At 43.5% G+C, this 12,230-nt stretch carries 13 protein-coding genes; all 13 read right to left on the reverse strand.

The window, feature by feature from the left end:
• Positions 1 to 84: 84 nt before the first annotated feature.
• The gene (locus tag HMPREF2661_RS02275) at positions 85 to 2,568 is read right to left on the reverse strand and encodes an SNF2-related protein (protein WP_084824299.1); all 2,484 of its coding nucleotides are present in this window, start codon (positions 2,566 to 2,568) and stop codon (positions 85 to 87) included.
• Positions 2,569 to 2,641: 73 nt separating this feature from the next.
• The gene (locus tag HMPREF2661_RS02280; RefSeq protein WP_141759987.1) at positions 2,642 to 2,968 is read right to left on the reverse strand and encodes a hypothetical protein; all 327 of its coding nucleotides are present in this window, start codon (positions 2,966 to 2,968) and stop codon (positions 2,642 to 2,644) included.
• Positions 2,969 to 3,006: 38 nt separating this feature from the next.
• Positions 3,007 to 3,333, reverse strand: coding sequence for a hypothetical protein (locus HMPREF2661_RS02285; RefSeq protein WP_070822235.1), 327 nt, complete (start codon positions 3,331 to 3,333; stop codon positions 3,007 to 3,009).
• A gap of 263 nt (positions 3,334 to 3,596) precedes the next feature.
• Positions 3,597 to 3,917, reverse strand: coding sequence for a hypothetical protein (locus HMPREF2661_RS02290; protein WP_070822248.1), 321 nt, complete (start codon positions 3,915 to 3,917; stop codon positions 3,597 to 3,599).
• Positions 3,918 to 3,932: 15 nt separating this feature from the next.
• Positions 3,933 to 4,568, reverse strand: a complete 636-nt coding sequence (locus HMPREF2661_RS02295; protein WP_283140438.1) for a hypothetical protein — start codon at positions 4,566 to 4,568, stop codon at positions 3,933 to 3,935.
• A gap of 269 nt (positions 4,569 to 4,837) precedes the next feature.
• The gene (locus HMPREF2661_RS02300; RefSeq protein WP_070822236.1) at positions 4,838 to 5,203 is read right to left on the reverse strand and encodes a hypothetical protein; all 366 of its coding nucleotides are present in this window, start codon (positions 5,201 to 5,203) and stop codon (positions 4,838 to 4,840) included.
• A gap of 107 nt (positions 5,204 to 5,310) precedes the next feature.
• The gene (locus HMPREF2661_RS02305) at positions 5,311 to 5,652 is read right to left on the reverse strand and encodes a hypothetical protein (protein WP_070822237.1); all 342 of its coding nucleotides are present in this window, start codon (positions 5,650 to 5,652) and stop codon (positions 5,311 to 5,313) included.
• Positions 5,653 to 5,905: 253 nt separating this feature from the next.
• Positions 5,906 to 6,487: a hypothetical protein gene (locus HMPREF2661_RS02310; RefSeq protein ID WP_049360323.1), complete on the reverse strand. Its 582-nt coding sequence runs from the start codon at positions 6,485 to 6,487 to the stop codon at positions 5,906 to 5,908.
• Positions 6,488 to 6,496: 9 nt separating this feature from the next.
• Positions 6,497 to 7,039 carry a DUF3275 family protein gene (locus HMPREF2661_RS02315; RefSeq protein ID WP_070822238.1) on the reverse strand — a complete coding sequence of 181 codons (543 nt, stop codon included), beginning with the start codon at positions 7,037 to 7,039 and terminating at the stop codon, positions 6,497 to 6,499.
• A gap of 1,174 nt (positions 7,040 to 8,213) precedes the next feature.
• Entirely contained in the window at positions 8,214 to 8,663 is a 450-nt protein-coding gene (locus tag HMPREF2661_RS02325) for a DUF3577 domain-containing protein (protein ID WP_070822249.1), read from the reverse strand.
• A 261-nt stretch (positions 8,664 to 8,924) separates the two neighbouring features.
• Positions 8,925 to 9,509 carry a YcbK family protein gene (locus tag HMPREF2661_RS02330; protein WP_070822239.1) on the reverse strand — a complete coding sequence of 195 codons (585 nt, stop codon included), beginning with the start codon at positions 9,507 to 9,509 and terminating at the stop codon, positions 8,925 to 8,927.
• A 28-nt stretch (positions 9,510 to 9,537) separates the two neighbouring features.
• A complete protein-coding gene (locus HMPREF2661_RS02335) occupies positions 9,538 to 11,403 on the reverse strand; it encodes a DNA topoisomerase III (protein ID WP_070822240.1) in 1,866 nt (621 codons plus the stop codon).
• Between the two features lie 189 nt (positions 11,404 to 11,592).
• The gene (locus HMPREF2661_RS02345) at positions 11,593 to 12,033 is read right to left on the reverse strand and encodes a single-stranded DNA-binding protein (protein ID WP_070822241.1); all 441 of its coding nucleotides are present in this window, start codon (positions 12,031 to 12,033) and stop codon (positions 11,593 to 11,595) included.
• Between the last annotated feature and the right edge of the window lie 197 nt (positions 12,034 to 12,230).

A 12,230-nucleotide genomic window follows, 5' to 3' on the forward strand; every position in this document is an offset into this window, starting at 1 on the left:
CTGTTAAATAGGTTTTTTTAGACAACCTCTTCAGAGTGTTGTCTAAAAAAACCCACTAAACGTGGGTTAGATGCAAAAATTGCATCAATCTTGTCGTTCAACCAAGCGTTTGGCCAACTGAACTTCAACTGAATCTTCAGCCTGGTTCAGAATGTCCAAACCCGAATCGGGCATATCCCCGGAGGTTGACTGGCTAACAGCAACTTTTTGCCCCATCAGTTCAAGGCAAATTTGCTGTGCTGTATCGTTGTGGCCGGCGAAATACACCTCTACATCTTCCTTCTGCCCAATACGCCAAGAACGGCGGGCAGCCTGCATCAGGGTATAAACGTTATATCCTGTTTGCAAAAAGTAGATGGTTGGAAATGCCAACAAGTCCAAACCGGTTTTGACCAGCTCCGGATTACAGATAACCACCTGTACTCCTTCTGCCAGACGATCTTCAACCCAGTCTTCACGATGATCAGCCTTTACCGTCGCTTTCATTACCGCCGCCTTAATACCGTGCCGCTTGAAAATCTCTTTCAGCCGGCCTGTCGTATCACGGGTATCGGTATAAACGGTATAGACCAGACATTTACGTCCTTTAGCCAGACTGTCTTTAATAACTTCCAGCATATCGGCTTCTTTAGGCGAGATTTCTTCCTCATCAAACTGGGGTTCGGTATGGAAAAGGATCTTGTCCTGTCTGCGCCAGTAAACATCTTGAGGTTTGTAACAACAATCAGGCCATGACAGCAAGGCACTCGTAACAACGCTGGTAAGGGTATTGTCACGATTCCTTAATGCCACCTTCAAATACTGTCTCAAGACACTATCCATATTTTTATAAACTGCCTGTTGATCTTCAGTCATTTCAACTGGCCGGAATACTTCTTTATAGCCAGGCAAAACACCTTCGCCCAAATCACGCAGCTTAAGAAAAACGGTAATAGGCAAAACGTAACGCATGATGCCCAAAGGGGAAAATCCCGGTGCTTTGGCGGTACGAACGCTGTTACGCTCCGCTTTTGAGCTACTGAATGCGCCATTTCTGTATTCAGTTCCAAGATGGCGGACAATATCCTTCAACACGCCATGCTTACGCATAAACGCCATGCTTGCCGATCCCAAGGTATTCCCTTTGTTGTAACTGAAACCGTCTTCAATCATCATTTGCGGCCAAAGTCGCCACAATAGAAAGAACAAGTCTTCCGCATAGCCACCCATCAGCGTACCGGTTAAACACAGGATCTTATTACAGCAACGTGCCAGAACCCCCATCGCTTGACCTTGAGCCGTGCCATAGTTCTTGTACTCATGGCCTTCATCTACCACCAACAATCCGAAAAAATTCTTCGGTAAATAGCGTTTGATGAACTCGGTCGGCTGATACCCGCCTCGTCCTAGGCTAAATTCTGCTTTGCCTAAGTCTCGGTCGATACGCGCCGCTTGACGGTCGTCAAATAAAAATTCTCCGTTTTCATCCATCAAATTGGAAAACGCCTGAATGTTGTTTTCCAAGATTTCGGCCAGATACTGCTCACCATACATCCCGATGATTTTTGCTGCGGTTTTAGGACCGATGCCGGGTAGGGTGGTCATGGTTTTAAGCACACGGTCGTACACTGTGCTTACAACCCCGTCTTCACTCTGTTCCTTGCGGCACAAGGTCCAGAGCGGCTCCTTACACGGTTTGCCATGATGATGGCCTTTGCAAAAACGGCGGTTTTTAGCCAGGGCATTTTTAAGACCACCTTCACTCTTATAAGGTTTGTTTTCCTCATCCAAGATTTCGCAGCCACATTTAGGACAGTAATACTCGGAAACGGCAAAACCCTTAGAAGCACCTTCAGAAGGTATCCAGCGGCGACGCACGGCATACGAAGGCCTCCAATGGTAGTCCATGCGCATCCGAACACGCCCCATCACAAAAAACTCCGGAACTTCGGGTTTTCGGTCAAGGGCACGGATTTGCAACAGTTTTGCCAGTGTGTCGGCTCCGTTAAGGATCCATACGCGGGCATTGGGTACCGTTTTGAGGATTTCTCTTCTCCATTTATACACCAAATGAGGAGGACTCAATACCAAGGTACGGTGCAAACCTGCTTGATGCATGGCAGCGGCTGCTGCTATCGACATCATGGTCTTACCTGTACCCATTTCAGCATTAATAATGACTGCAGGTTTGTCCTCTACCACCAATTGCTGTAATACGGCGCGTACAACTTCTCGCTGTGCCGCAAACAAAGGACGTTCCAGGTTATCCAGCACTTTTTCAAGGTGAGGATAAGTTTGCCCCTGATAGACAGGTTGGTTTTGCTCAGTAACTGCGTTGAAGAGACTGTCCCCAAACTCGGCAAGAAACTGCGTCAGAGGCATGTCGGAATCCGGCAGCTCAGTTTCCGGAGATTTCTCCGGCAATACGGCAGCTTCCGTACTTTTTTTGGCAGTCTCAGCCACTTGACGGATGATAAAGTTGAAATCAGTGATTATTTGATTCTGACGTTCCTGCATCTCGGCCACAGTTTGATCCAACTCTGCAAAATCCGGGAAGAGTTCGTCTATTTTTGAAACGGGGTTATACATCATATGCTCCTAAAAAAGACGGAGCAAACCCCGAAGACGGGGATTGCCCCGTCAGGGTTTAAAAAAGGGAAAACTATTCGTATTGGATGGGAAGCTGCACCAAACCTACACCGATACCATAAACTAAGTTTGCTGCCGCATAAACGGCCTCGTTATAGAGACGGTTGTCAAGGCTGGGCAGTGGCACAATTTCACCATCCTCCTTCACCAGTTCCGAACCGGCGAGATCGGTAATGCGTAAACTCTCGCAGATAATATCTGCGTTTGCGTCGGTTTCCACTTCGGCAGTGATGCGGATCCGACCGCTAGGGGCAAGCAGGTTTATATCCGCCTGTTTCAACGGAGTTTCCGATGAATAGACATAAACCGTTACCGAAGAAACAGCTACCATTCTGCTCATTGTGTGCATATAGCTCTCCTAATGTTCGAAAATAGGAATCAACAGGTAAAGCCGGCGTTTTCCAGTGCGGTTTTCAGACGGTCAGAATCCACCAAACTTTTCAGAATACTAAATGCCTGTTCTTCCGCTTTAGCCGATTTTCGGGAAACGGTGTTCAGTTGCAGTTCCAGGTATGGGGATTTGAAAAGAATATATCTGACGAATAGTCCCTCTCTGATAAGTTCTCGTACATGCAAATAATAGCCACGTTCGGCAGCATTATTGGCTTTCTTATACATCAATCCGATGTCCAAGGTTTTACCTTCGTTGAGTTTCGGTTTGATTCGGGTTTCGCTGAATTGGCGAATTAAGGGTAATGCGTGCATGGCATAAGCTCCAAGTAAAAGGGAATATGCCATGCCCTAGGGAATGACGTATCCCCACAGGGTTGATAAAAGAAAATGCCGTACACCCCGAAGGATGCGTGTCATGTTTAACGGCAGGACACAAGACAGATAAGGTCTGCCAGCCTGTAAAGACAGGTATTTTTAGACGGCCTTTCTAAAGTCGCCTGAAAATACCTGCCAAAAGGCAGGTAGAATAATGGATCCGTTTACAATTGAACGTAAACGTCCGGGTTAAAAAAGAATCAGCCTTCGGATTTTTCAGTATTACCATCCGCCGGTATCTGCCGGGGATGGATGACCAAAATATCTGAATCTTGATCAATAACACCTGCATTGGGTGAAAGTAAGACACCTAAAACGTAAAAAAGCCAATCCAAATCACAGTTGTTGAATTTTTCGCACAAAGCATCCAAAACTTTATCTTTGTCCTCATCTTCCAACATTATGAATTCATCAAACTCATCTTGTTTTAAAGGATTGTATCCTTGTGCGACAAGATTCATCATGCCGATGAATTCGCCGGCAACACGCAGATCTTCATTTTCGGGTTTGGAAATATTCATAACCATGTTACTCCATCAAAAAAGTAAGTCATCTTCAGTTTTGTCGGCATTTTTGGCTTGCGCTTTTTCAGCCTTCACACGGTTCATTTCGCCTACTATCTCGCGAAGTTGTTCACTTTCACGGTGTTTGCGGTAATGGGCAAGTATGGCTTGGAAAATCGCATAATGCTTCCGATCCAGTTGTGTCACCGTACCCAGCTCGACGGGTTCGCCCCTATAGAACGAGAGAACCACATTTCGCATTATCTGAGCACCGCCGTAACTGTACGGTCCAAGCAGCATATCCCGTACATCTTTCTGTTGAAACACCGTATCAGGATCGTAAATGATCTCCGAAAAATCATTTTCCAATTCACAAATACGTTGTTCCAGCCAGTCAGTTGCCATTTTACTGACTGCTTGCCTAAACTCGTAATAACCGAGGTCTTTCCAGGCAAGTGGCAGTCTGAGTTCCATGGTCAACTTGGTTGACACACTGGCATCCTCTAATAACCATTTACCTGAAAGATAAGCATAGCGTCCAAATCGGGCTTCGGGCAAAAGAACACGAGTTTCTCGACGAGTTTCCTCGTCTTCAAAAAGAAATTCCGCACGAAAATCGCATGTACGCGAATAGGCGGTTTGTTCGTAAACGTTGTAGCAAACAATCATGACAGTCTCCAAAAAAACAGGGGAAAATATCCCCTGTCGGAGACATATCCCCACAGGGTTAATAAAAGAGCCGTACATCCCGAAGAATGCGTGTAATGATTAACGGCAGTACACAAGACAGGTAAAGGCCTGTCAGCCTGTAAAACAGGTTTTTTCAGATGACCTCAATTAAGGCCGTCTGAAAAAACCTGCTGTTGAGCAGGTTCGGGTAAATCAAAAAAGCAGTCTGAAGCAGTCTTCATTGGGATCATGGTTCCGAATTGTTTTCATCACTCATCTCCTTCCCTTCCGACCGAGAAGGTAGCAAGTACCTCTCCGGCTTGCGAAACTGCTTCCATTAGCTGTTTAGAACGATGGACGCAAACTTTTGAATCGTCAGCCATAACAATTTCGAAATCATCATCTGTTCCAATCATATGTCCGTCCCATGCAGGTTTCAAATCGCCTTGTGACGGTATCCAACCTCTGAGGTCCTCCAGCCAAATTTGCAGGAAAACAAAAGACTTTGCCATACCGAAATATACGTTGTCCTCATTTTCCGTACCTTCCAGCTCGTCTGGGCGAACATACCCGGCCAAAGAATCTTGCACAGCCTGCCAGTCTACATCGTCGAATACTTTTTCTTGGTAACACATAATTAATAATTCCTTTATAAAAGAGGATGAGTCGGCACACTGATCATCCTCTGGGTTCAATAATAGCAACTATCTAGCAGTATTCTTACCTGAAACGCTAATATCAATTAGACATAGTTGTAAGCATCAATCGTAAGCAGGCGATAAAGTGCCTTAGCGACACGATCGTATCCGTAAAAACCAAATGTTAGACCATGTCTATCATTAATGACCAAAGGTCCTTCCATTTCATTGTTTCGGCTGTCAAAAACTATAAACTTATTTTTGTCAGTTAGATAAATGCTTATGAATTCGCCTTCCGGCAAACCTTGGATAGGATTTTCAGATGAACTGGTGAGCTTCACCAACTCAGTTCCTTTAAAGATCAGATCTCTGCCCTTTGGGTTAAATATTTCAATATTACTAAAGTGTTTCGAGGCATTTTCTATGATTTCGATCAGTTGAGACATTTTGTTTCCTTTCAGGAAGTGACAGGAAACGGTATCCCCAAACGGGAAAACGTTCCCGTCAGGGTTAAAATAAATACGGCATTACCGCTTGTTTAAAGTAATGCTGCGACCATACGAATATGGGAGGACAATCTCAGCAGCAGTATCCATCAACGGAATATACAGTCCGTCATCTGTGTAAAACTCTTCTGTAACAGACTTTTTTAGAGAGCCTTTGAAAGGCCGTCTGAAAAAGCCCGCTAGGGGCTTCAGATTAAGTATGTAAGCGACCACTTTGTAGCATAGCGGTCAACCGAACATCAAAATCTTCCGGTATATCAACTCGTACAGCTTGAACTCCAACTGCTGCATACTCTTCATCTATACGAGGAGTAAACCGCATGATGGATTTATCAGCCTCAAGTTCTGATAAAACAGCATTCTGCCAATGTTCCAATAACGGTATATCGGAGAGTTGCTGCACCAGTTGCCAGGCTGCCTTATCCAAATCTGCTGTAACATCATCCAACATAACCCAACCTGTTTTACTATCGAAGTTAGGTTGAATCAGAATATCTGAATGCAAAAACATGTGCGTTACCGGACCATAATTAAGAGTCTGATATTTCGTCATGTATTTGCTCAGATTCAAGCAATACTCGGCGGTTGTCAGTCGGGGACAGGTTAAAACTTCCCCCGGCTGTCTAAAACCAAGCCGCTCATTACTGACTTGGAGTTGTGCTTGAAAAGACAGCATGTCTGCATCGCGACCATGGAGTGAGGCAAACATAAGTTGTTTGCCCCAAATAAAGAAGGCATCGGCCATCAAATCATTGCGTGAGGTTAAATACAACATTCGCGCCTCCTAGACATACCAGCGTTTTTCACGAGGGTTATATGAATAGCCGGCTTCTCGTACAAGCTCGACGGCACATTTTAATTCCTCACGATCAGCAAGAATGTATTCTCCAAAGCTGATATGAGAACATTTGTTCTCAATCATGTGCTCGACCTGATTTAGGGACTCGGCAAATTTCGGAAATTCAATACCATTCTCAGAAACCGGATCAAAAGCACCACTTTCAGAAACTGGATCGACAGTAGAAGCTGGACTAGACTGTTCTTCTGCTTCATCTGATAAACCACATTCTTGTGCGAAATCTGCAAGATGTTGCCAATCTAAAGCAGCGTCGATATATGACGTTGCTCCACCTCCCCACTCAAAGGTCTTTACCTTAAGCTGGTTCAGTATGAAGTTTCCTTCATAATTACCTGGTTCAAACTGTTTTAATATTGGGTTTTTTACATCGAATGTGCCAATTGAGGTAGCTAATTTAGCTGTTTTGAAAGGGCCACGGCGACCCTGAATGACTTGCACTGTTAAAGTGCCTTGGATTGTCATAGACATGGTATCTCTCCAAAAGAAAAGGGATACCGGCCACGGGCAGGTATCCCGTGGTTGGGAAAAAACTAATCAGTGTTTGATCGCACTGTGGATATTATCCAAATATACTATTTGGGACATGCGAAGCCCCAATCTTGTAAAAATACGTTTATCGTTACTTAAGGCACGAACTGCCATCTTCAACGCTATGGAAGCGTTTTTATGACTATGAACATCATTGACGCTCCTACAATACCGATTGACCGCCTTTTTGGTTCGTATTTTCGAAATACGACCATCCGCATCAACAAGTAACAAATGATGTTCTTGTATGCATGAGACGACAACTTTCTGATGAGTATGTCGGTGGGTGAGGATGTCACCAATACGTATTCTTTCCGGTAGTAAATTTGGGGGAAGGATGGCACCTGAACGGTGAAAAGATAGATTTAGATTCATGGTAATACTCCAAAATAAAGGGTACACCATGCCCATTCGGGGAAGTGTACCCCGATGGGTTAAAAGAAATCTGCTTCAGAAAAAAGCAGCTGTACCGTACCTGAAACAGGCTTGCAATCAACGGCTATGCAATGACAGAGGAAACAGTCTGTCGGCTGTATAAAACTCTTTAAATACAGATTCTCTAAGCTGTTCTGTAAATATCAAAACTTCTTAGAGAACCTGCAAAGCAGGTTCAAATGGGGATTACCCTGGCTATTGATTACTTAGTCCGCACCGACGCAGTAATCAGATAATGGTCTAGCTTGTAATAAAGCCGTAACAATTACGAATAATTGCGCGTACTGGTTATACGGCTATACGCAGACAGAAGAAACGGTCTGTCAACCGGGGAAGCTTACCTGAATGACCTTGGGTAGGGCGGGGCACTCAGGTAAGCTGCCCAAAGGGCAGCTTTTAAACAGTTGCTTCAAAAGCAACAAAAATAAAAAAATTCGGATTGTTAAAGAACTATATTTTTTTACTGATGCTCACAATAAATATGAGCATCGATAAAAAAACAATATTGCTGAAAGCCAAGTCTTTTAGGGGACTTACCCTTTACTTCACTATAATTCAGGAGTTGCTTGGAAAATTAAACCACCGTTTCGACAGAGGCTTAATTTTCCAAGCAATAAGCTAGAAAACTAAGAATGGGGAAGCTCGAAAGCTTCCTACCATTCTCAAACAATCAAAATATTCAAGCATCAGGATTATCTTGATTTTGATCACCTTGATAAGATGATTGATACCACATATTGCCATCAACTTTAATAAACTTGAATTTTAACAATCGACCATCGATACTCAAAAGTTCTGAGACTTCTCCGGTTTTATGATTGATTGCTTCAAATTTCAAAGGTTGAATATCACCTGCACGAAAACCAACCACGACAGTCGGGCGTTCTTGGATATTCTTTGATTGCAATTGCGGGAACTCTTCCAAAAGGCGAGCAAAAAGCTCTTTTGCTTGACCTCCGACGATACGAAGATCGAAACGGGTTTTTTCACCATTATCGCCTCGAGAGGCTTGGATCGTGCAAGCAAAGTAAGGGGAAGATTTACGTTTACCCTGAACTTCGCGAGGTCGGTTTAAAAAACCGATACCGTCAGCAGTCAGGTTAAAGTAGTTTTGATTAGATTGAGTCATGATATATCTCCAAAAAACAGGGGATATATCAATCCCAAAGGGGATAGTATATCCCCAAAGGGTTAAGTTGCGGCTTTCACGGTAGCCGAACTGACTTAGAAGCCTTAAAGGCTGGCTGAAAAGAAGTACCGTAAATTCGACGAATCGAATCTCATTCATGAACGGCTAAATGACGAGACTTTTAAGAAAAGTCACAAACTACAAAAACAATTACAATATATTCCCGATAATTTCATATGTCAATATTTTTTCGTAAAATTTTTAACCACGCCAATGCCGAACCCTACCGGTATCCAAATGGATAAAGCTATTATAGATACCAATACCGCCCACATTGTAGTATGTAGCCATTTGCTCAAGCTCGCTAATGCTTACCCCCCTCATAGTAAAGTCAACTGCTTTACCGCGCATATGCAGTGAGTTTTTGGCAGCACCCTCAAGAGTCGCATTTCGTCTTGGCGTTCTATATGCACTATTGATCGTAATCACAGGGTTTGTTCGTCCTGATTGCCGTGCCCATTCCTGCATTGCATACATGAGATTTAAAAGCCCTACATCGATTTGAACCATGGCATTTCCATCTTTGGCATCACGCATCAGCCAACAGGCATTACGGTAGGCTTCAAGATCATATCCATTTTGTTGCTGAAAAAAACGGATTTCATGTTTTTCGCCTGTATCAGCCCGTTTGCAATTGATTGTACGGTCTCGTGACCAAAAATCAGCCATACTGGTTGCTGCTACTACATCTTTAGGCAATAACAAACCGGCAGCACCGGTTGTATATAGGGCACCTACGCCGACAAGCTTTTTCAAAAAATTTCTTCTATCCAATTGATGTTCCATTTTCTCATTCCTAGTCCGCTTTATTTAATCACTTTGTACGAGAACGACTTTTAAAATCTTTCTTTGCCTGTTCAACCAAATCAGTGATTACATTCTTTTGGTATCCCATAAAATCTTGAAGTGTTAGTTTACCGGTTTCTATTCCAGATAAAGCCAGTTCCCATTTTGCTGTTGTTATCGGATCAGCGATCATAGGTGGAACCCGGGCAATCAGGTTACGACCTTTTTCTGTCGCATAGATTTTGCCCCGTTTTTTTTCCATATAACCCATTTCAAACAAACGATCGATAATAGCGGCGCGAGTAGCTTCCGTTCCCAAGCCTTCCGTACTCTTGAGAATTTTTCTGATCTGTTCGTCTTCTACATTCTTCAAAAAGTCCTTCAAAGTTTGCATCTCATCAAGTAAAGAAGCCTCTGTAAAACGTGGCGGCGGCGTGGTCTTTTTAGTTTCGGGATTAGCAGAAACCGTACCGACCTCATCGTTGACTTTCAGATGTGGTAGAGCAGGGCCTTCATCGATTTGATCACCTTCGAACACATCCTTACCCAAAAGAACCTTCCAGCCGGAAATAACCGGTGTTTGGCTGGAGGCTTTAAACAAATGTGAACATGCTTCAACCTCCACCACAGTAGAGTCATATTCAAAATCTGGATAAAACTGCGCAATATAACGCTCTCGTATCATTCGATACACAGTTAATTCATTCTTATCAAGGACTGACAAATCAAAATTACTGACCTTGGTCGGAATAATTGCATGATGAGAATGCTTGTTTACCTGGTTATCATTCCATACTCTTGATTGACGTTCAGGATCAGCTTTTTCAATCACTGAAAGCATGGATTTGTCGATTGTCTGTATCGCGGCAAAAACATCTTTCACCTCGCTCATCTGCGATTTTGGCAAGTATCTGCAAGGGGTACGGGGATATGACGTAATCTTGTATTTTTCGTAGAGGGTTTGTGCAATTTTGAGCACTTTGGAAGCCGATAAGCCAAGTTTTTTTCCGGCCTCTTTTTGTAAAGCCGAAAGGCTGTAAGGTAACGGAGGCGGGGTGCTTTTACGCTCTTTGTTAAAGGAAATGACCTTACCATTAGATTTCGCAAGCTGTTTAACAAGGCCCTTTACAGCCTCAAGGTTGGTACAGTATCCATCAGTATTACGCCAGTTTTCAGGCACCTGCCACAGTGTAGTAAACACTGACTGGTCCGCTGTCTCAAAATCTACTGAAAGGGTGTAGTAGTTGTAAGGCACGAAAGTATCGATCTCTTTATCCCTTTGGACTACAAGCTTCAAAGTCGGTGTTTGAATCCGACCGATTGACAGAATATGTTCCCGACCATAGCCGGCAGAATAAGCAGCTGTATAGGCGCGACTCAGGTTCATACCTACCAGCCAGTCGGCGCGACTACGCGCCAAACCGGCTTGGTAAAGGTTTTCTTTATCCTTACCCGGCATAATTGAAGATAAGGCTTTTTTTACCGACTGCGTATCTAGGCCACTCGTCCAAAATCGGGAGATCTTTTTACGGTAGCCACAGTAGTCCAATATTTCACGGGCAATAACTTCCCCTTCACGATCTGCATCAGTAGCAATCACTACTTCATCTGCTTTGGCCAACAAGCCTTTAATGACTTTAAACTGCTTCGATACCTTCGGCGGTACCTGCATCTGCCAAACTTCAGGGAGAATAGGTAATGCGGAGATATTTCCAAAATCAGCATATTGTTCTCCATAAGCATCTGGCGCGGCCTGTGTCAGGATATGACCAAATGCCCAGGTAACAATAGTGTCTCCATTCTGAAAATACCCATCATGCCTCCCGCCAAGAACACCAAGCACTTTCCCGATGTCCTTAGCTTGAGAAGGTTTTTCACATAAAAACAAACGCATTTTAAAATCCCAAACTTTGCTTCAGCTGCAAAACAAGCCAAGATGTGATAGTCAAAAAAGCCCACATTGCCAAAGCAAACAAGCTTCCATAAATGAGGGTAATAATGAACATATCCTTAAAATCAGCCCATAATGCAGCAAGCCAGCAGTTCATTTCACGAAAAAAGGAAGTATTTTTCGTGGCCATATTTACATTGGGATGTCATCATCAGCTTCAGCTTGAGCTTCAGCGTGATTACTGTCCTGAGACTGCTCACGTTTAGGACGCAACTTGATGGCTTCTACACGTTCAGTTGGAACAATGAATACATCTTGAACACGCAATTTACGAACGCGAACTTCAACACCATCACGATTGGTATATGTTTCGTAACGTTCTTCACCGGTTACGAGCACCGGCATACCAACCTGTAAGATTTTATGGAGATGAGCGGCATCACGATTCCAGTATTCGCAAGAAATCCACTCCGTTGAAACCACTTCTGATTTACCTTCGGCATTGCGTTTGAAATTAGGGGAGGCAATGGAAAAATTAAGTACGATCGAAGCCTCATCGTTTTTAGGGCTTGCGACTGGACGCAAATTAAATTCGGCACCGAGATTGCCACGAACAGAAAGTTGAACTGACATATTTTTCTCCAAAAGAAGGATTTAAAAATATGACAGAAAAGACAGGGTAAAATAACCCAAAATGAGATTAAGGTCTTTGAATCATAACTAAATAAATTTCTCTTGTCAACTAGCAACTATTTCAACTCAAATCTTATGCCATATCTAGTTAAAACGCCCATTAACAGTCATCGGCGCAGAACAGAAACGAAGTTGAC

Source organism: Neisseria sp. HMSC061B04 (assembly GCF_001836705.1).
Lineage (GTDB): Bacteria > Pseudomonadota > Gammaproteobacteria > Burkholderiales > Neisseriaceae > Neisseria.